Genomic DNA, 19,472 nt, shown 5'->3' with positions numbered 1-19,472 from the left:
AAGTGCGATGAGCGTCCGGCGGCTCGCACAGTCACAACGATGTGATGGATGCCTACTTCTACCAGAGTGGCCACTGCGGCAACTCACACCCCTTCGTAGCTGCCCTGCAGCAACCTATCCGCTTGGCCATTTCATTGCGCCAACCTGCGCCCGTCTCTTTCTTCCGGAAAGAGACGGGCGCTCCTACCGCTGCTGCAGCCCAACTCGTACAAGGCTTTGCGGCATTCCCCCTCGTGACAATCGGCGTGACAAACACCGAAGTCACCTATAACAGCGACGCAAATGATGGTGCCACAGCCCACGGAATGGGCTGCACCTGACTGACAGTCAGGCACGCCCCGGTCATCGCATCGCTGCCCTCACCCGACTCAGGATCTCGCGGCATTGGTCTCGTCAGCCAGTGCAACCTCCACCCGCCCACGTCTTCGGAAGTGCTCAGGAGGTCAGATCATGAGATGCCCAAGCTCCCGGTCGTAAAGAGCCGCCAGTCCCGCGTTAGTGGACAACCCTCACAGGTCGCAGGGGCCTTGATCCCTGATAACACTCAACATTCGTGGCGGGATGACGTGGGGAAAGTTTCAAAGGTTTGGCTTCGGGAGGAGTTTGATCATGGCACTGGTGGGCAGGCGAGATGGACGCAATTTTGGCTACGGTCGGCAACTGAGCTATGCCGGGCCGCAGGCATTGCGGGACCTGTTTGGCGGCGGGCATTACGGCACGGTCAAAGCGCACAGTGATCGATGGCAGGCGTTTGTACGGTGGTGTCGGTCGGAAGATGGACCGGGGCTTAACGATGCGCGGCAGATTGATCGGCAGACGTTGCTGAACTATGCCGGACATCTGCGTCACCAGGTTGAACAAGGCGCTATTGGCATCGCCACCGCGCAAAACCGATTGTCCAGCGTGAACCGAACCATGGCGGCGCTTCGCGGTGATCAGTATGTGAAAGTGCCTAGCCCGAGCAAGACGCTGGGAATGCGGCGCACCAGTGTTCGTCGCTCGCTGCCACAAGGCCAAGACCCCGAACACGCGAAGCGGATCGTCGACGTGCTCTGCGAACACCAAATGCCGCGCGCCGCGGCCATCGCGCAGTTGGCGCGAGCCACCGGCATGCGCATGCGCGAGGCCATTTTGGCCGACCTGCCTCGATTGCAACGTGAAGCAGAGCAACTTGGCAAAATTAACATCCAGGATGGCACCAAAGGTGGCCGTTCAGGTGCATCGGGACCTCGCTGGATTACGGTAGATGATCATGTTCGTGACGCACTGAGGTTTGCAGAACAGACCTCGCCCGACGGTAGCCGCAACCTGCTTGCTCCGAACGAAAGCTACCTTGATTTCCAACAGGGAATCGTCCGCCCCGCACGGTACATCCTCCATCAGCACAACCTCAAAGGCTTCCACGAATTGCGCGCGGCTTATGCATGCGAACGCTATGAGCAGATCACTCATCACCTAGCGCCCATCAACGGTGGCAGGTGCAGGCGCCTCGATCCACGCCTTGATCGAGAGGCACGCTTACAAATCAGCTATGAGCTGGGACACGGTCGAATCGACGTGGTATCGGCGTACATCGGTGGTCGGGTATGAATAAACCATTCGATATGGAGATCTTCTTGGCTGGGGCACTGACTGGAGCACATGCCACACGCGAACGTCACATCCGCCAGGCCAAGACTATTCAAGCAGCCATTTCTGAACGCTGGAACCGAGATAATCCATGGACATGGCAAAGAAAGCATCTCGTTTGGTTTTTGAACCACCACATGAACTCAAACTCGAAATCGACGCGCTACTACCTGCTGACCACAAGCCTGATCACTCTGCGCCTAGGAAAATCCTGGAATTTTCAACGTTAGCCGAATGCCAGCAACTGCGCGCTCTGTATCCCTAACTGGCAGATTGAGCCAGCCAACGATTTGATTGAGATTAGGGCGGGCCTCTTGAGCCCCTGAACCTAACCTCTGTTGTTTGATAACCTCTATGTTTTACTGATGGACTGAGGGTTGTAGCTCGAGGCTACAGGCTTCACCTGAGACGTAGAGGCTGAAGGCGGTGATAGACACTAGTCTGGTGGCGAAGCTAAGGGCTGAAAATGCAAGATTGGTTGCCTTGCTAGATGCTCATGGCATCGAATGGCGCCCGCCTGCTGAGCCAGTCAAGATAGCAATTCTCCGAGCAGAACAATCACAGCAACTCGATACTGATGGAAAGCTTGCCCTATTCCGAAGCTTGTTTCGTGGTAGGACGGACGTTTATCCCATCCGCTGGGAAAGCAAGGCAGGAAAATCAGGATACGCACCCGCTTGCGCAAACGAATGGAGGCCTGGCGTTTGTGAGAAGCCCCGAATTAAATGTGGCGACTGCGGTAACCGCCAGCTGCTTCCGCTGACCGATGAGGTGGTCTATCGCCATCTGGCGGGCGAAGTGGTCGTTGGCATCTACCCCCTACTCTCTGATGACACTTGTTATTTTTTGGCGGTCGACTTCGATGAGGCCGAATGGCGTGATGATTCCAAAGCTTTTGTGCAGTCATGCCATGAGCTGAACGTCCCGGTGGCGCTGGAAATATCGCGCTCAGGCCAAGGGGCTCATGGCTGGATTTTCTTTGAGCGTAATGTTCCTGCCTGCGATGCGCGCCGCCTCGGTGCCGCAATCATCAGTCATGCCTGTGAGCGCACTCGGCAGTTGGCGCTCAGCTCCTATGATCGACTGTTTCCAAATCAGGACTATATGCCTAAGGGCGGCTTCGGAAATCTCATCGCGCTCCCTTTGCAAAAGCGGGCCAGGGCCCAAAACAACAGCGTTTTTGTAGACGACACGCTTGAGCCTCATCCTGATCAATGGGCCTTCCTGGCATCGATTCAGCGCATGAGTCCAGAAGATATCCAGCCCGTTATTATCCAGGCGATGGGTAATCGGGACCCTCTAGGGGTCGCCTATGTCGATGACGAAGGTGATGCAGAACCTTGGAAAGATTGTGAATCGAGATCACGTAAATTGACATGCCCGTTGCCTGCTGCTGTCAACATCACGCTGGCTAACTTAATTTACTTTGAAAAGTCGGAATTGCCACAGCCATTGGCAAACCAGCTTGTCCGGCTCGCTGCCTTTCAAAATCCCGAGTTCTACAAAGCTCAGGCCATGCGCATGTCAGTGTGGAACAAGCCAAGGATTATCGGCTGTGCCCAGAACTTCCCCAAACATATTGCGTTACCACGTGGCTGTTTGGATGCTGCGCTGGAGCTTTTAGGGGAAAACGGGGTTACCCCTATTCTTAAAGACGAACGCTTCGCGGGCGACACCATCGACGTGAGTTTTCTCGGAACCCTGCGTTCTGACCAAGAGGCGGCTGTCAGCGCAATGCTAAGTCATGACACTGGTATCCTCTGCGCACCGACGGCTTTCGGTAAAACTGTCAGTGCTGCTGCGTTGATTGCCGCACGTGGCATTAACACGTTGGTGCTTGTGCATCGGACGGAACTGTTAAGGCAGTGGCAAGAGCGCTTGCAGGTGTTCTTGGGAGTCGGGAATGGTGTCGTTGGAACTCTTGGGGGCGGAAAAGCGAAGCTTACCGGCATCATCGACATTGCCGTCATGCAGTCTTTATCGCGAAAAGGCGAAATCAGCGATCAGGTAAAAAACTACGGCCAGATCATCGTTGATGAGTGTCATCACCTATCAGCGGTGTCATTCGAGGCACTACTGAGGAGCGCGACCGCGCGGTACGTGCTGGGACTCACGGCAACCCCAGTGCGCCGAGATGGGCAGCAGCCCATTATTTTCATGCAGTGCGGACCGATCCGACATTCTGCTGCTCGACCAGCGAGTGCGCCCCATGACCTCTCTGTCGAGCCTCGATTGCTGTCCAAACCAATAGTGGTCCCCGACGGCTTTGGGATTCAGGACGTTTTTCGGCATCTAGTGGACGACTCTGAGCGGACAGCCAAAATCGTCTCGGAGATTGAGCTGGCGTACAACGAGGGTAGAAAAATTCTAGTGCTAACGGAGCGAACAGAACATGTGGATGCCCTTGAATTAGAATTGAAGCAGCGCGTGCATAACCTTTTCACGCTTCATGGGCGAGTGCCTAAGAAACAGCGGATTTCCCGTATGCATGAGCTTGAGTCCCTTCCCCTGATGCTCCACGAGTGCTGTTGGCAACAGGAAAACTAGTAGGTGAAGGCTTCGATCATCCGCCGTTGGACACGCTGGTGCTGGCAATGCCCATCTCATGGAAGGGAATCCTTCAGCAATATGCGGGGCGGTTGCATCGATCACATGCCGATAAGGCCGACGTGCGAGTGATCGACTTCGTTGACGAGGGTAATGTCGCACTGATGAGGATGTGGGATAAGCGCCAGGCGGGTTACAAAGCGATGGGCTACCGCATGGCTGATTCCATGGCCACCATGGACCTACTCTAACTCTAACGTGGTTGACAGTTGACACATCAACGGCCCAACTCTCATAGACGAATGGCCGGCCGCTGTGGGGGCAACTCCGGCCCTTCGCCGTTAGTCACGTCAAGCAAGATCCTCAGGCGTACGAGGACCTTGAGGTAGTTTTAGAGGTAGACTTGCACAGGTCTTTAAGTATTAATCAGCTAATTCAATAACTTATTAGATCGTTCGACTCCTGGTGCCGCACCATACAAGGTTCCAGAGAAGGCTTTAAATTTCTCCGGAACCCACAAAAAACCCGCCTTCTGGCGGGTTTTTTCGTTTTGGCGATCCGCCAGCGCTAAGCCCTTAGCGGTTCAATCCAGTCAAGGCTCGCAACGGTTGAACCGGAAGGACGGTATTCACACCCGATCCATCCGGTGTAACCGCGCTGCTCCAGCGCCGCGAACAAGACCGTAAAGTCGATGCTCCCCGTTCCCGGTTCGTGACGACCCGGGCAGTCGGCAATTTGCACATGGACGGTTCTGTCATAAAACCGATCCAGAACACCTGCGGCGTCTGCGGTCAGAAGTTGGGCATGGTAAAGATCGAGAATCAGCCCGATGCTCGGGAAGGTTTCCAGCACCTGTTGCGCCTTGCTGAAGTCAGACATGTAATAGCCCGGCATCTCCTGCGCACTGATCACTTCGATAAGCGGCCGCAACCCCTGATCCTCGAAGTACTTGACTGCATACTCCAAGTTGCCCCCGAAGATAAGCGCTGCCTCATCCTGCGTGGTCACTCCAGACATGATGTGGACATCCGAACACGCCAGCGCCTTTGCATAGCGGGCGGCCTGGAGCAACCCGTTGCGAAACTCTTCTTCCTTGCCGTGCAAGGCAGCGATGCCTTTGGTAACGCCAGCCGGTGCGGCGAACTGAATCAACGGCAGACTGTATTGCGCCAGGTGGTCGGCCAGCAGACTCGCGTCGAACTCATAGGGCGACGGAAACTCCACCGCCCGGAAACCGGCTGCGGCGGCGGCTTCGATGCGTTGCAGAAAAGGCAACTCATTGAATTGGAAACCGAGATGAGCATTGAACTTGAGCATTGGCTAAACCTCCATCCTGGGAAGAAACGAATCATCAGCCTGGAGCATCCTTCGCACCTCCAGCACTGCACTATCGGGTGTGGTCAATACGGGCAAACCAGAGCGGGACTGTGCTTGCCCTGCGGCGCTCGTCATCGAAAACTGGGCGAAACAAATCAGATCGCAGCCTCTGACCTGACCGGCCATTTGCGCGATGGCGGCATCATGACTTTCTTTGTTCCCTTCACTCAGTGCCTGCATTGCACCAGGGACAAAATAGGGCGCCACCTCCAGCACTCGACCACTGCACTCAGCCGCTTGCGTGAATTCGGCCATTATCGAGGTGAGGGTAGGTTCGAACGTCGCCAGCACAGCAATGCGCGTTGCTTGCGTCAGAGCCAGGTTGATCATGGCTTCGTTCGGCTTGAGTACTGGAATGGCAATGTCAGCCTTGCATAGGTCGATGGCATCGCCAAACGCCGAGCAAGTAAAAAGAATGGCGTCTGCTGCGCTTTGTACGGCGTAGCGGGAAAGCGTCAGAAAGCGCGCCTTCATATTCGCGGTTAATTCGCCCTCCTCCACTCGGTCTCGGGACAACGAGTCTTCGAGCAGATTAATGATCTGTGCCTCCGGCCACTGCCGGGCAAAGGCTGCCGTGATGGGATCGATCGCCAATGCGGTTGCGTGGATCAGAAAAATGCGTGGTGCCTTCATGCTTATATGCCCCGACAAGGTTGTACGACACGTCCGCCGGCGCACGTTGTGCTGATTCCCATCTTCTTCGTATGGTATTTTCCTGCTCCAGTCCGATGAGGGTATCTACCCCAACGAGAACGGACTGAAGCTAACCATTTGAGATAGAGCCCGTGATCAAGAAAGACCTCGCCTTGCAGTTGGCCCCACGCGTCATCGACATGGTTCGCGCCCGGTCGATGAAAGCCGGGGAGCCGTTGCGCGAGCAGACGTTTGCGCAAGCGCTGGGTGTTTCGCGCTCGCCTATCCGGCGGGTTTTTGCGTTGCTCGCCGAGTGGGATCTCGCCATTCAGGAACCCAATCGTGGCTACTTTCTGAAACAAGGCGCAGGGCAGATTCAGGAAACAACATTCCCTCTCGCCAGTGATCCTTTCGAAGACTTTTACCTTCGCGTGGTCGACGACATTCTTGGCGGCGAAATACCTGCCCACTTTTTCGAAGCGCAACTGTTGCGCCGTTACGAAGTGCCTCGCGGGCAATTGCTCAAGGTGTTGAACAGACTGGCCAGCGAAGCCATGGTGGAGCGCAAACCGGGTCAAGGATGGGTTCTCAAAGACTTCGTGCACAACGCCCAGACACACATCCAGAGCTACCGCTTTCGCATGGCGATCGAGCCGGCCGCACTGCTTGAGCCCGGCTATCAGATCAATCACGCCGCGTTTGCCAGGGCCAGGCAACAGCAGCAGGCCATGCTCGATGGGGATATCCACACGTTGTCTCGCGCCCAACTGTTCCAAGTGGGCGCCCAGTTTCACGAACTGATCGTGCAATGCTCCGGAAATGTCTTTTTCATCGAAGCCATACGCCAGCAAAACCAACTCAGGCGTTTCATTGGCTACAAAGCCAACGTCGATCGCACTCGTCTTATGGCGCAATGCCGGGAACACATCCATTTGCTCGACCTCATCGAGTCTGATCGGCGTGAAGAAGCCGCTCAATTTCTCTGGAGGCATCTGGACGAAGTGGGCCGTCTCAAGACTCAACAGGACGTCATGCCAGAAGCGCACCCCGAACACTCCATTCCGGATTGAAGCCTCGTCAGAACGCTCCCCAAAAATTCGCTGATCAGCTTAGCATGATTGTTTCTAATCGAAACAAGATACAAAAACATGGCACGCCCGTACTAGGGAGTTAATTTTTTCGTCGGATATTGTATTTCATTAGAACAATAAGCAATTATGCGCGCCGCTGGACGCGGGGCCATATCGAATGACACAGGGATGATCGCAGTGAAACAAAGGACGTTGGGTAGCGGGCCGGGTATCTCGAACTTTCTGTTCGGGTTCTACACCATATGTGTTGCCCTGCTTGGAGCGACACTAGCCTATCGAGGCGGAGCCCTTGTAGCAGCAGGCGGCTCACCTTATTACGCGATGATGGGCACCGCCCTGTTGCTATCGGCCATCCTCATCGGCCTGAAAAAGTCGCTCGGCATCTACCTCTTTGGCGCGGCCTCCCTGGCCACGTACGCCTGGGCGATCTGGGAGTCCGGGTACGATGGCTGGGCCTTCATTCCACGCTTGGCATGGCTGGCCGTTCTCAGCGTTCTGTTTCTGGCTTTTTGGCCCTTGGTGCGTCGTGACTTTGCCAATGCTAAAAGAAGTCACTACTTCACCATCATGGGTCTACTGCCGTTACTCATGGCATTCACCATCCTGGTGCCCCTGTTCTTCCCGACCACTGTTCACCTTGCCCACTCAACGCTCGCAACGGCGCGTCCCGAACAACCCTTCAGTCGTAATACGGTGGCCTCGCCAGACGGGAATATTGCCGCGTCACACGACGAAACCAACTGGACCGCCTATGCAGGTTCCAACTTGGGCAATCACTATTCCGCCGCATCGCAAATTACCCCTTCGAATGTGTCGGGCCTGGTGAAAGCCTGGGAATACCACCACGGCGACGTGAAGCAACCCGGTGAAAAAACCAAATACATGAACGAGGCCACGCCGATCAAGGTGGGTAACTCGCTCTACACCTGCACGCCAAAGCAAATCATCATTTCTATAGATGCCACCACTGGGAAGGAGAATTGGCGGTTTGACTCCAAAGTCGACCCCGACTACTTCGCCAACGGCGGCGCCTACTGCCGTGGTGTCTCCTATTTCGAAGTGCCCAATGCCAGTGGCCTGTGCGCCTCGCGCATCATCTGGGGCACCAACGACATTCGCTTGGGAGCGGTAGACGCCTTGACGGGCCAAGCGTGCCCCGACTTCGGCAACGCAGGTTTTGCGGATTTGAAAGACGGGTTAGGCACCTTCAGAAAAGGCTCGACCGGCATTACCTCCGCCCCCATCGTAATTCGCGGGGTCGTGATCACCGGCGGCCGAGTCCTTGATTCAGATGTGCGCCCTGCACCCTCGGGAGTGGTTCGTGCCTACGACGCGGTGACCGGCAAACAAAAATGGGCTTGGGACTTGGGCCGCCCAGACACCAACGCTCCCGCGGGCGAAGATGAGACCTACACGCTCAGCACACCCAACTCCTGGGCACCGCTTTCCGCCGACGATGAACTGGGATTGGTGTATGTCACCACCGGCAACGCTGCCGGCGACTTCTATGGCGGTACCCGCACCGAACAAGAGGACAAGTTCAGCTCCTCGCTGGTTGCACTGGATGCCGCCACGGGGAAGGTCAAATGGCATTTCCAGACGGTTCACCACGATCTGTGGGACTACGACCTGAGCCCACAACCCAATCTGATTGACTTTCCAACCCCAACGGGCACCCGCGCTGCCGTCATTCAAGCCACCAAATCCGGTCAGTTGTTCGTACTTGATCGGGCCACCGGCGAGCCTTTGGTCGATATCGTGCAATCCCCCGTCCCACAGGGAACTGCTCCCGGGGACTACACCTCGGCCACCCAACCGCTTTCGCCGGATATGCCGAACACCATGGGGCGTCCATCGAAAACGCCGGAAGTACTGACCGAGGCAAATGCTTGGGGCTTGACGCCATTCGATCAGTTGCAATGTCGCATCGAGTTTCGCCAGGCACGCTACGAAGGGATCTTCACACCGCCAGTCGTAGGCCAACAAAGCCTGATTTTCCCCGGCCATCATGGCGGCTTGAACTGGGGAGGCGTGATGGTCGACCTCAAACGAGGCCTGCTGATCATCAACAACCAACGGCTCCCTTACATGCAGGGACTGGTGCCTCGCGAACAACTCGACGCCATCAATGCCAAGTCATTCCAGGAAGCGCCGGGCAACAACCAAGGCTACCGTGTCCAGGCGGGGCTGCCTTACGGCGCCATCAAAGATCCATGGATGTCACCCCTTGATCAACCGTGCATTGCGCCACCGTGGGGCTTCATTACCGGCATAGACCTGCGCACGCGCGATGTAGTCTGGAGTCGCCCATTCGGTACGGGGTACGACAGCGGACCTTGGGGAATTGCCTCTCGTACGCGCTTCGAGATTGGTACGCCAAGTGACGCGACGGGCGTGACAACCGCCGGAGGCGTGACGTTTATCGGTGCAGCCATCGATCGTTTCATGCGGGCTTACGACAGTGAAACTGGAAAATTACTGTGGGAAGAACGCCTGCCGGCAGGCAATCAGGCGTCACCCCTGACCTACATGAGCCAAGGTCGACAGTACGTCGTGGCCGTGGTTGGCGGTCATGACCGGATTCCAACCAAGTTGGGTGACAGCATCATTGCCTGGGCCCTGCCCGAGAAGTAGTTAGCGTTCGGCCTGATAAGGCTCTCCGTAACACTGTCGGGCAGGGAGGCAATAAATCGACGTTCTAATAACTTCGTCTGCCCCTACAAAAACCTCAGTGTTGTCGGAGAGCCGAATAATGCCTCACGGAGTTTCGAAGGCATAACCAGACACTATCGTGCTCTCATAGACCAGCACTTAACTATACGCGCTGACACTCAGCAATTACCCGCAAGGGGGAGTTAGCGCTTGAGCGCGGCACACCGCTAGCATAATTAACAACAACATTAAAACTTTCACTATAAAAAAGTGATCGGGCGGCTATTTATCACACTGAATTCTGTACCCACGCACTAATCCAGCATCACTCATTGTTATATACGACTCCTCGAGCACGGGCGGAAACCTTATCGTCTTTGAAAAGATACAGCTCAGATAGTGAAGCGGATGACCTGCGCATGTTTGATGGCTTTATTGCCTTTGAAATTAATAACGGCTGAGTTTTACAGGCGACTCATCACTACTTAAGGCCCCTCATAGACGCTTGCGCAGCAAAAAACAGCAACACGAGCAGTCACAGCATTGAGATACATGTTGCAATCCTAAGAAAACCGGACAGGAATTAAAAATGTTTGAAAACTTAGCCAGCTTATATGTCTTGGTGGGCGTGAGCTTTATAACTTCATTTATGACTGCCGCCATTGGTGTGGGTGGCGGAATTGGATTGCTTGCGGTGATGCCCCAATTTTTACCTATATCAGCAGTTATACCGGTTCACGGTTTGATCCAAATGGTGAGCAATGCCAGTCGATTTGCTTTTGATTACAAGAGTGCAAAAGTCGACATTCTTCCTAAATACATCATCGGCTGCCTGGTGGGAGCATTCATAGGATATTTCTTTATAGGTAAATTTCCTGAGAAATATTTATCACTCGTCCTCGGTTTTTTTATTCTGGTAATCACATGGACCAAGATCGTGTCATACCTTGGTTTTATATTTAAAAATTTTGCAATCGTTGGGTTTGTTCAAACATTTCTTTCGCTCTTTGTGGCTGTCACCGGTTTGATATCACAGCCCATCCTGATGAAGATGGATATTAAAAAAGATGAAGTGATCGTCACCCATGCAATGCAAATGAGTGTGCTGCATGGATTGAAGGTCGCCGCTTTTGTAATTGCTGGCTTTGCGTTCATGGACTACGCAGGCCTGATCATCATCATGATCATAGCCTCCACTGTCGGCTCGTACTTTGGTGGGTTTCTTAGAGATCGAATATCGCAGCGTGTAGGCGCCATGCTTTTGAAAGCTGGCGTCACTTTCTTCGGTTTAAAAATGATCCTGGATCATTTTACTCAGAGCGTTTGAAAGTTACATAACCACAACAAGGAGTGTGAAATGGCGAAAAGCAAGAAATTCGATTGTGTTGATACTAAGGGAATTTCGGTTTTTCTTAATGAGCATGGATATTGTGTCATCAAGCCTCAAGACGACTCCGTGGAGGCATTTAGAGATATCGCGGAGAAGTTTGGGTTAATTCAATTCCATACAAAATCTGATAAAAGTGGCGTCGTCGGGGGTGGAGAGCCGATAAACAAAGATTGGCAAGTTTTCAAGGACGATTACCATGGCGAACTATCAAGTGATTTCTTCCCGCATACTGATGGGTCTTTTTTGAATGGCATGGCTTACGTAGATGGCGTGGCAAAAAATCACGCCGCCCAAATTTGTCATTCTCCAGTGCATATCCAAGCCGGAGATTGGCGGAGATAATTTCTTGGTTGACGGGCAGAAAATCTACAATGACTTACGTGTCAATCAAGCTGACATACTAAAAACATTAATGACCAGCGGCAGTGTTACTTATTGCCGAGACGACTTATTGTCTATGGACTGCTCTGTATTCGAAAAAATCAATGATAATAAATTAAGAATCCGCTATCGGTATGACAGCACTGCGTTTATTCCCGAATGGGCCAGTGCGGCGTTCAACTACATCCAAAATAATTATTCAACCAATGAGCACTACATTACCAATATAAGTCTTGAACCAGGGGAAATTCTGGTGATGGACAATCTTAGAGTTTTACACGCACGCCATAAATTCTTCGATGGCAACAAGAAAAGAAAAGTAAGACGACTTTGGATCGCCGATGATTCAGGGGTTACTTTTAAAAACATACTGAATCAGTCACCTGTTCGTAGAGCCATGTCGCCTTTTGAAAAATATAATATCGCGCAACAAGAAAATGCAGAGCATTCATTTGTTGAATACACATGTGGCATTCACTCTCAACCGAGCAAAATCTTATCAAAAGCTCACGACGAATTTGACATGCTCGCCGAGCAACACTGATCACAGATCATTACTTTGGCAATGCCCTGTCTATAGTGGTTTATAGCTTTTAGATAAATGTAACTGTTTTCAAAGCAACTATCTGATCCCGGATGCCGCATCGGCATGATGCGACGCCTGCTGCTGCCCCCGACAAAACAAAGCCCTCGTAGAAGTACGAGGGCTTTGTTGTTTCTGGGGCTAGGAAAACCAGGGCTTAGTGACCCGCACTCTGCCCACCATCAACGTGCAGAATTTCACCGGTGACAAAGTTGGCGCTATCTAGATAAACAACCGCCTGAGCAATATCGCTGATCTCCCCCATCCGCCCAACCGGATGCAAACTCCCCAGCGCCTCATAAGTCTCCTCACCATGCATCGGCGTCTTGATGATGCCCGGCGAAACCGCATTCACCCGAATCCCGCGCTTGGCGTACTCAATGGCCAACGACTTGGTCGCCGCATTCAAGCCACCCTTGGTCAACGAAGCCAGTACCGACGGCACGCCATCAATCGCATGGTCGACCAAACTGGTAGTGATGCTGACGACATGACCGCTGCCCTGCTTTTCCATCTCGGTAATCGCGAGTTGGGTGATATAGAAGAAGCCATTCAGGTTCACTGACAGCACGGCGGCGTAGTCTTCCTGGGTGTAAGCGGTAAACGGCTTGGCGACGAAGATCCCGGCGTTGTTGACCAGGGTGTCGACACGACCAAAACGCTCAATCGCTTCACGAATAACCCGCTGAGCAACCACCGGATCGCCGATGTCGCCGGCCACGGTGTGGATGTCCGGGTCGGTGGACGGTTTGATCGAGCGCGAAGTGGCGACCACTTTGTAATCAAGCGCACGGAATGCTTTGACCATGCCTGCGCCGAGACCTTGGGAAGCGCCGGTAATAACGATGACTTTTTTCGAATTGCTCATGATGAACCTCAACTAATAAATGATGATTTGAAAAAGTGATTAATCAGGCTTCAACAGCCGCCTGCGCCATTTGCCGCAACATCTGTTCGTAGTACTCGACCGACTGCGAACCGGACACCAGGTGACGTCCGTTCAGCACCATGGCCGGGACCGAGTTAATGCCGCGTTCGCGATAAAACTCCTCTAGCTCACGCACTTCCTTGCCGAACGCTCCGGACGCCAGCACCTCACGCGCATCCGCCGCACCCAGCCCCGCTTCCGCCGCCAGTCGAACCAGCGTCTCGCGATCACTCGGGTTCTCACCGTCGGTGAAATAAGCGCGCAGCAAGGCTTTCTTCAGTGCGACCTGCCGCCCTTCCTGCAACGCCCACAACAGCAACCGGTGCGCGTCGAAGGTGTTGTAGAAGTGACTGCGTTTCTCCTGATCGAACTTGAAACCGATGGCCTCGCCGCGAGCGATCTGCATCGCTTTACCGGCGACGATGTCCTCGGCGACGCGCCCGTACTTGCGCATCAAATGCGTCACCGCGTTCTCGCCTTCCGCTGGCATGTCCGGGTTCAATTCGAAAGGCTTGAAGGTCAGCTCGACCGAGACTTCACCGGCCACGTTCTCGATCGCCTGCTCCAACGCCGTAGCACCCAACGCACACCACGGGCACACCACGTCAGAGATAAAATCGATGGCGACAGACGCGGTCATGACTTGCCCTCGGCCTCTGCCAGTTGCCTGCGGTACTGGGTGGTGGTGATGCCGGCGTAACCCCAGTTATCGGTGTCGACTTCCTCGATCACGATGTGGGTCAGGTGCGGGTCCTTGTTGAGAACACGCTGCAAGGTTTCAGTGATTTCGGCGATCACCTGAGCTTTCTGCTCAGAGGTAACGCCATCGCGGGTGATGCGTACGCTTACGAAAGGCATGAGAAATCTCCAGTGACCTGCCCCGCCGGGATGATGGGGAGGCGTTGGAGAGGAATGTAGGGGGTTGGGTCAGGGGGATAAAGGTGGGGGCGGGAACATCATTAGTTACGTGGTGTAATGATTACTGCGGAGAGAGGCGTTAAAACTGTTTGCATCAAAAATGTTAAATCGGCCAACCTCCAACTTTTGCAAATGTCGCCAAAGCTGGAGGAATTTTCATGCCAATCCAATACTTCGATAGCCCGTTTCATGTCACTCATAACGAGGAAGTTGCTAGCAAAATGGCGAGTGAAATGGAGCTTTCGATACTCATCGCTGATGGCATCCAAAAACCAGACGTAAAAGAGATTGAGGCCGCGGGTAGGCTAAACGTGACCTACTCGCGTGTTTCCGAACTCTCGACGGGTAAGATCGAATAATTACCATCGATGCAGGGACTTTAAAGGTCAACACTGACTGTAGGACTCATCTCCGTTTCATGTAGTCCGCTCGGTAACGTGTCGCTATTTCTCAGTTTTTGCGACACGTCCTGAGGACGTTTCGCTGACGACGACATGTGCGCTTTGAACCTCCTCTTTCTTGATCTCTGCGGGAGGAAGGGCTCGGCCAGTCTTCATCTCACGCACGGATTCCAGTAGATCCGCATAAAATCGATTATTTGTGCTCAAAAACGAACATAAATCAGACCTTTTGCATAAAAACGATTAGAAACCGGCCAAGTCAGTCTCAATTTCTAACAATTCTCGACCTCCCCCTCAAACCTCACTCACCTCAAACACAAACGAAATCCTCCGACTACTCGCACTCCACACATACCGAATATGTTTCCCCTGCTTCGGAATAGACACCGCCGGCGGTCGAAACGCCGCCACACATTCATGCCCAGGCAACCGAACGCTGTTGTAGAGCAATCCCCAAGACAACGTTTCCCGCAGTTGTCGGGCGAAGGCTTGGGACGGACCGTATGCAGTCGTGTCCGGATCATGAAGCTGCGGATAGTTCTGACGAATGTCATGCAGCGGTTTGACGACTTTGTTGACGTAAGTCCGCATGGTCAACTCAAGGTCCGGCTCATTGGTGGCGGCGAGGAAACGCTCTTGGTGGTAACTCGTTTCGGCAATGGCGGCAGCCTGGCTGCTGGCGGCGTAATAGACGCCAAACGTGCCATCGGTAAAGCGGCTGGTTTTGCCGATGTGGGTGAACGCGGCCATGACGGGCGTAGAGCCAGGGCCTGAAATCCGGTCTTCGGGGCGCACGCGAGAAAGCATGCCGGCCTCTTCCATCAATCGGTCATTGGTCAGTGCTTCGAGAGCGTAAGCGGTCGGCAGATCTTCGGGGTCGAGCACGTCTTCGAACAACGCGATCGGCGGGAAGCTGCTGTTGACGATCCGATAGGCCCGCGACCACTGCGGATCGGCCAGTTCCGGCGCCATCAACCGCGCACTCCGTCGAGGTAGCGGCGCACGTCAGCAATGTCCACGACGCGGCCGACCAGCATGTAATCCAAGGCCGTTTGGCCATTGAACGGCGCAGCGGTGTTTGGACTACTGACCCATTTATACGCGCGCTCGCGGCTGTTGCTGAAGATGATGCTCAGCGCCTTATGGATGCCCATCAGGTAGGAAATGCGCTCCAGGGTGTCATGGGGCAAACGCACGTTGGGCGGCAGGTGTTTGTACTTGTAGAACGTGGTGTTGCCGACTTTGCCCAACAGCGTGCGTTGTTGCTCGGCGCTGCAACCCCAGCGTTCCATGAGGTTGAAGAAGAACTTGAGCGCGACCCGGCCGGCTTCGGGGGAGTCGATTTGTTGCTGTGGGGTCAGGGCTGGGGATGAGGTAGGCACAGGGAGGCCTCCTTTAAAATATCGTAAGGTCAGCCTAGTACAGATGCGGATAATTGTGTGAATTTAATCCGCATGCGAACAGCCACCTTCTAACTCGCCGATCTAAAAATCCGTACAACCCTCACACTTTTTTTACCTCAATCACCCCCAAGTCACCAAAAACCCCGATCCTGTGTAAGCCTCCAGCCATCGGCTACGGAATCAATTCGCTACTAAAGCCGCGACAACTATGCTCAGGTGCAGGAATATAGCCGGCATAGGCGCCGGATAGGCCGCAAGGTACACAACAATTGCCAGCCCACTTTAGAGGGCATTACCCCATGGATAGCAGAACCTTACGCAACCTCATGCGCATCGTGCAGACCGGCTCGTTGTCGGCGGCGGCAGAGCATTCCTGTTTGACGGTGCAGGCGTTGGCCGCGCAGTTGAACAAGGTCGAAGAGCAGTTTGGTTTTCGCCTGTTTCGACGTTCCAACAAGGGCCTGACCCTGACCGCGCAGGGCACGGAGCTCACGCCGTATATAGACAAGGTCCTGGTCGCCACGCGACAGATGGAAGAGAAAGTCACTGCATTGAAGGTGCCCGGTCAGCGCACGCTGAAGGTGGCGTTGAATACCACGCTGTCGGAGGATTTCAATCGGCGAATGATCGGACGCCTGTTTGAGGTGTTTCCTGACCATCAACTGGAATTCTCCTACGCCGAGTCGATGGAAAACCTCAGTAAGCTGAAGAACGAAGACTTCGATCTGGCCGTGCTGATCGGCCCGCAAAAGCCTGGTTTACCGAGCATTGTGCTGCCGGATGTGCACGTTCAGGTGGTCGGCGCTCATTGTGGCCAGGAGAACGACCCACTGGTGTTGCTGGGCGATAAGCTTCAGGTGCGTCCGGCGGACGATTGTCCGTATTCCCACAGCTTTTTGCGCTTTCTTGACGCTGGTCTCGGCAATTATGAAACCGGTCAACGGACGATTTATTCCTGCAGCGAGACCCTGACGCTGTCGCTGATCACGCAAATGGACGGCCTCGGCATGGTGTCTCGCGAGGCGGCCCAGCGTAACGGCTTGACCATTTTTCCGGGTTTCGAGGATTTCCTCGAAGTGCGGCTGGCGATCAACAACCCTGACTTATCGGGTCAGGCGTTGAGTGATGTCGTCGATTTGCGCCTACATGAACGAGCCGAGCGCAATGTACGCAGCCGTCCCGACCGCCACACTCAGAAAGAGGTTTTTGCTGAAATACGCACATAACAACGTCGGAATCGCTGCATAGAATTCCGGGCGATCGAGCTGCACATGCTGGTCCTTGATTAACAAGGGCGTGAGGCTGATCGCAGCGACGATCGCCACTGGCAGGTATTCCAGCGCCCGGGCAACGAAGGGTGGCCAATGGTCGGTGTTCACTTGCAGCGGTAACGCGCGCGGCAGGAAGGTCACGGCCATCATCAGCACGACAACCAGAATCAGGAACGTTTGGTCAGGCATACACCCACCCCGCAGCCGACGAAAGTGGCAATAAACACATTAAACGGTGAGCTGCCGACCAGGCTGAGGGCGCCCATGCAGACGACCGCGGCCAGTGCGGCGATCAGCTTGTTGCGGGTGTTGCACAGTGACACCAGCACATAGAGCATCATCGCGGTCAGGGCGTAGTCGAGTTGGTACTTGATCAGGTGCGACGCGTACTGCGCGCAGATCGCCCCGAGCAAACCGCCGAGCACCCACGAGGTGTGGCAGAACAGGTTGAAGCCGATCAGGTAGCGCACGTTGACCGGCGCTCCGCTGCCCAGTTTCACACTGTGGAAGGCGAACGATTCATCGGTCAGCCCGCCGGCATAACACCAGCGCTCGAAACGACTGAGCCCCAACGCCCGCAAGGCCTTGGCCATGTAGACCGACATCAGCATGTGCCGCGCGTTGATCAAAAACGTGGTGAGGATGATCGTGGTCAGCGAAGCGCCGCTGGAGATCAGCGCCAGCGCGGCGAACTGCGAAGCGCCGGCATACACAAACAGGCACATCGCGACCGGTAACCACACGGGCAACCCGGCGTTGACGGCCATCAAACCAAACACAAACGACACCGTGAAGTAGCCGGCCACTACCGGGCTGGCTTCAGCAAACGTGCGCGAAGGCTGCGGCTCGACCATCAGCGGCTGGCTGCTGGACGTCTCATTCATAGATCCCTCTCAAATGTCGTTTCGCCGCGAGGCTCGCAAAAACCCTGGGCGGTCCAAAAGCGTTTGCCGGCAAGGTTAGCATCGTCGACGAACAGGAACATCCGCAGTACACCGACCCGTTTCATGTCCGCCGAAGCGGCTTCCACCAAGCGCTGGCCCACGCCTTGGGCGCGATACTGCGGGCTCACCGCTAAATGGTTGATGGTGCCACGGCTGCCGAGCATACCGCCCAGCACCGCGCCGACCACTTCGCCACTGAGGTCGAGCGCCAGGTACGCGGTGGTGGTCTTCTGCACCAACACACCGCGCAGGCATTTGGCGTCCTGCCACTCGCAGAACGACACTTCGTCGAACTGCCGGAAAAAGCGCTCCAGGCGCACAGCATCCTTTGCATTGGCCCGCCACATCATCACTGATGCAGAGGGGTTGTCCATGGGGTCGAGCTGTTCAGCGAACAATGTCGAAAGCGGTCCCGGGCCGCGAGAAGGAAATCGCCAGGATTTGCCGGTACGCCATGTCGTGGGAATGGGTATTTCGAGCCGGGGTCACGTAGTGGCGCATGTCGCGATCGAGGAAGAACGTGGTGTCGAGGATTTCCTGATAGGTCGTCGACGCCAGTTGCTCTTCGTGGGCGCTGTAGAGGCGGCTTTCGGCGCCGTCCACATTGTTACGTCCCCAGAAGTGCACACCGCTGAACGGGTAACCGTCGCAATGAATACCTTCAGGAGTGATTTCCAGTTGTTTGCCGGGTTTGATCTCAATGCGGATCTGATGGATCTGGCATTGCCAGATTTCATCGTGCAATTCCGGCGGCAGGACGTTTTTGTACACTTCAAAATCGATATCGATGAGGCTGCGCATCACCGGCGAATTGATCACTTCATCGGAGAAGTCCTGGAAGTGGCGAACCATTCCACCGACGTAGCTGTTGTTGGCTTTGGACTGAACATAGGCACGGTGCTCCAGCTGCTTCAAGTCGCGGGTCACCGGGTTGTATTCGAAGTCACTGTAGCGACGGAAACGCATTCCGGATTCGGACTGGCCGTAATAGCTGTCCGGCTCCATGTTTTCCCAACTTCTGGTCAGTCTGACGAAGTCGGCGAAATGACCGTAGAGATTGAAGTCACCACCCTGGACGTTGACAAATTTGTCGCGCCTTAGCGATTCGCCAACTTCTCTGTTTAAAACGATCATTACTAGTCTCCGCTGCATTTAGCGGCTCAATCTAGTATCTGCAGGATTTTCGGCCCATGAGAAAGAATTTCAGGCATATCAAGCGTTGCTTTAAACGCGGTAAAAAGATGCTTTGAATCGACTTTTTTATGCCAAAAGAGGCGTCTTTAGAACGTTTTTACAAAAAATCAGCAAAAAAAACCCCGAGCCA

Annotated in this window: 20 protein-coding genes and 1 pseudogene; 10 read left to right on the top strand and 11 right to left on the bottom strand. The window is 54.5% G+C overall.

The annotated features are described in order from the left end of the window. The first annotated feature begins 609 nt into the window (after nucleotides 1-609). The 3 genes and pseudogenes from RHM58_RS10010 (at nucleotide 610) to RHM58_RS10000 (ending at nucleotide 4,427) form a co-directional block, all read left to right on the top strand. Complete coding sequence (locus RHM58_RS10010; RefSeq protein WP_322270237.1) at nucleotides 610-1,590, top strand: integrase domain-containing protein; 981 nt, start codon at nucleotides 610-612, stop codon at nucleotides 1,588-1,590. Then, a complete protein-coding gene (locus RHM58_RS10005) occupies nucleotides 1,587-1,859 on the top strand; it encodes a hypothetical protein (RefSeq protein ID WP_322270236.1) in 273 nt (90 codons plus the stop codon). Before RHM58_RS10010 ends, RHM58_RS10005 begins: the two co-directional genes overlap by 4 nt. Nucleotides 1,860-2,055: 196 nt before the next feature. After that, nucleotides 2,056-4,427 (top strand): annotated as a pseudogene (locus RHM58_RS10000) (TOTE conflict system archaeo-eukaryotic primase domain-containing protein). A gap of 316 nt (nucleotides 4,428-4,743) precedes the next feature. On the opposite strand, the gene RHM58_RS09995 reads toward RHM58_RS10000, so the two are convergent. Both RHM58_RS09995 and RHM58_RS09990 read right to left on the bottom strand, forming a co-directional pair. Further along, a complete protein-coding gene (locus tag RHM58_RS09995) occupies nucleotides 4,744-5,493 on the bottom strand; it encodes a hydroxypyruvate isomerase family protein (protein ID WP_322270235.1) in 750 nt (249 codons plus the stop codon). Nucleotides 5,494-5,496: 3 nt separating this feature from the next. Beyond that, nucleotides 5,497-6,186 (bottom strand): aspartate/glutamate racemase family protein, encoded by a 690-nt coding sequence (locus tag RHM58_RS09990; RefSeq protein WP_322270233.1) that lies wholly within the window; start codon nucleotides 6,184-6,186, stop codon nucleotides 5,497-5,499. A gap of 152 nt (nucleotides 6,187-6,338) precedes the next feature. Between RHM58_RS09990 and RHM58_RS09985 the strand changes: the two genes are divergently transcribed. The 5 genes from RHM58_RS09985 (at nucleotide 6,339) to RHM58_RS09965 (ending at nucleotide 12,244) form a co-directional block, all read left to right on the top strand. After that, nucleotides 6,339-7,256: a GntR family transcriptional regulator gene (locus tag RHM58_RS09985; RefSeq protein WP_322270232.1), complete on the top strand. Its 918-nt coding sequence runs from the start codon at nucleotides 6,339-6,341 to the stop codon at nucleotides 7,254-7,256. Between the two features lie 189 nt (nucleotides 7,257-7,445). Then, nucleotides 7,446-9,911, top strand: coding sequence for a membrane-bound PQQ-dependent dehydrogenase, glucose/quinate/shikimate family (locus RHM58_RS09980; protein WP_416195303.1), 2,466 nt, complete (start codon nucleotides 7,446-7,448; stop codon nucleotides 9,909-9,911). Nucleotides 9,912-10,518: 607 nt separating this feature from the next. After that, nucleotides 10,519-11,256 carry a TSUP family transporter gene (locus tag RHM58_RS09975; protein WP_322270231.1) on the top strand — a complete coding sequence of 246 codons (738 nt, stop codon included), beginning with the start codon at nucleotides 10,519-10,521 and terminating at the stop codon, nucleotides 11,254-11,256. A 30-nt stretch (nucleotides 11,257-11,286) separates the two neighbouring features. Further along, entirely contained in the window at nucleotides 11,287-11,661 is a 375-nt protein-coding gene (locus RHM58_RS09970; RefSeq protein ID WP_322270230.1) for a hypothetical protein, read from the top strand. Beyond that, nucleotides 11,585-12,244: a TauD/TfdA family dioxygenase gene (locus RHM58_RS09965; RefSeq protein WP_322270228.1), complete on the top strand. Its 660-nt coding sequence runs from the start codon at nucleotides 11,585-11,587 to the stop codon at nucleotides 12,242-12,244. Before RHM58_RS09970 ends, RHM58_RS09965 begins: the two co-directional genes overlap by 77 nt. A 196-nt stretch (nucleotides 12,245-12,440) precedes the next feature. On the opposite strand, the gene RHM58_RS09960 is transcribed toward RHM58_RS09965, so the two are convergent. Genes RHM58_RS09960 through RHM58_RS09950 form a run of 3 tightly spaced genes read right to left on the bottom strand, consistent with a single transcriptional unit; the run spans nucleotide 12,441 to nucleotide 14,069 of the window. Next, nucleotides 12,441-13,151 (bottom strand): SDR family NAD(P)-dependent oxidoreductase, encoded by a 711-nt coding sequence (locus tag RHM58_RS09960; protein ID WP_322270227.1) that lies wholly within the window; start codon nucleotides 13,149-13,151, stop codon nucleotides 12,441-12,443. A 43-nt stretch (nucleotides 13,152-13,194) separates the two neighbouring features. Beyond that, complete coding sequence (locus tag RHM58_RS09955; protein WP_322270225.1) at nucleotides 13,195-13,851, bottom strand: DsbA family oxidoreductase; 657 nt, start codon at nucleotides 13,849-13,851, stop codon at nucleotides 13,195-13,197. Further along, nucleotides 13,848-14,069: a tautomerase family protein gene (locus RHM58_RS09950; protein WP_201256630.1), complete on the bottom strand. Its 222-nt coding sequence runs from the start codon at nucleotides 14,067-14,069 to the stop codon at nucleotides 13,848-13,850. Before RHM58_RS09950 ends, RHM58_RS09955 begins: the two co-directional genes overlap by 4 nt. Nucleotides 14,070-14,287: 218 nt before the next feature. Here RHM58_RS09950 and RHM58_RS09945 point away from each other — a divergent pair, with 218 nt between their 5' ends. After that, on the top strand, nucleotides 14,288-14,488 hold the full coding sequence (locus RHM58_RS09945) for a hypothetical protein (protein ID WP_322270224.1): 201 nt from the start codon (nucleotides 14,288-14,290) through the stop codon (nucleotides 14,486-14,488). A gap of 336 nt (nucleotides 14,489-14,824) precedes the next feature. Here the strand turns inward: RHM58_RS09945 and RHM58_RS09940 are convergent, their stop codons facing one another. Beyond that, on the bottom strand, nucleotides 14,825-15,502 hold the full coding sequence (locus RHM58_RS09940; RefSeq protein WP_201256634.1) for an RES family NAD+ phosphorylase: 678 nt from the start codon (nucleotides 15,500-15,502) through the stop codon (nucleotides 14,825-14,827). Continuing rightward, nucleotides 15,502-15,912, bottom strand: a complete 411-nt coding sequence (locus tag RHM58_RS09935; protein WP_322270223.1) for an MbcA/ParS/Xre antitoxin family protein — start codon at nucleotides 15,910-15,912, stop codon at nucleotides 15,502-15,504. Before RHM58_RS09935 ends, RHM58_RS09940 begins: the two co-directional genes overlap by 1 nt. Nucleotides 15,913-16,232: 320 nt before the next feature. On the opposite strand from RHM58_RS09935, the gene RHM58_RS09930 reads away from it, so the two are divergent. Beyond that, complete coding sequence (locus RHM58_RS09930) at nucleotides 16,233-17,159, top strand: LysR family transcriptional regulator (RefSeq protein ID WP_201199763.1); 927 nt, start codon at nucleotides 16,233-16,235, stop codon at nucleotides 17,157-17,159. On the opposite strand, the gene RHM58_RS09925 is transcribed toward RHM58_RS09930, so the two are convergent. From RHM58_RS09925 to RHM58_RS09910, 4 genes are read right to left on the bottom strand one after another with little or no spacing between them, the layout of a single operon-like run. Next, nucleotides 17,076-17,393, bottom strand: a complete 318-nt coding sequence (locus RHM58_RS09925) for an AzlD domain-containing protein (protein ID WP_010464672.1) — start codon at nucleotides 17,391-17,393, stop codon at nucleotides 17,076-17,078. The two genes, RHM58_RS09930 and RHM58_RS09925, sit on opposite strands and share 84 nt — an antisense overlap. Next, nucleotides 17,372-18,088, bottom strand: coding sequence for an AzlC family ABC transporter permease (locus RHM58_RS09920; RefSeq protein ID WP_201199762.1), 717 nt, complete (start codon nucleotides 18,086-18,088; stop codon nucleotides 17,372-17,374). Before RHM58_RS09920 ends, RHM58_RS09925 begins: the two co-directional genes overlap by 22 nt. After that, on the bottom strand, nucleotides 18,085-18,522 hold the full coding sequence (locus RHM58_RS09915; RefSeq protein WP_201199761.1) for a GNAT family N-acetyltransferase: 438 nt from the start codon (nucleotides 18,520-18,522) through the stop codon (nucleotides 18,085-18,087). Before RHM58_RS09915 ends, RHM58_RS09920 begins: the two co-directional genes overlap by 4 nt. A 13-nt stretch (nucleotides 18,523-18,535) precedes the next feature. Further along, nucleotides 18,536-19,282, bottom strand: a complete 747-nt coding sequence (locus RHM58_RS09910) for a 2OG-Fe dioxygenase family protein (protein ID WP_201199759.1) — start codon at nucleotides 19,280-19,282, stop codon at nucleotides 18,536-18,538. Between the last annotated feature and the right edge of the window lie 190 nt (nucleotides 19,283-19,472).

This window comes from Pseudomonas sp. 10S4 (assembly GCF_034344865.1).
Lineage (GTDB): Bacteria > Pseudomonadota > Gammaproteobacteria > Pseudomonadales > Pseudomonadaceae > Aquipseudomonas.
The sequence above is the reverse complement of the archived record's forward strand: the minus strand, read 5'-3'. Positions and strand labels throughout refer to the sequence as shown.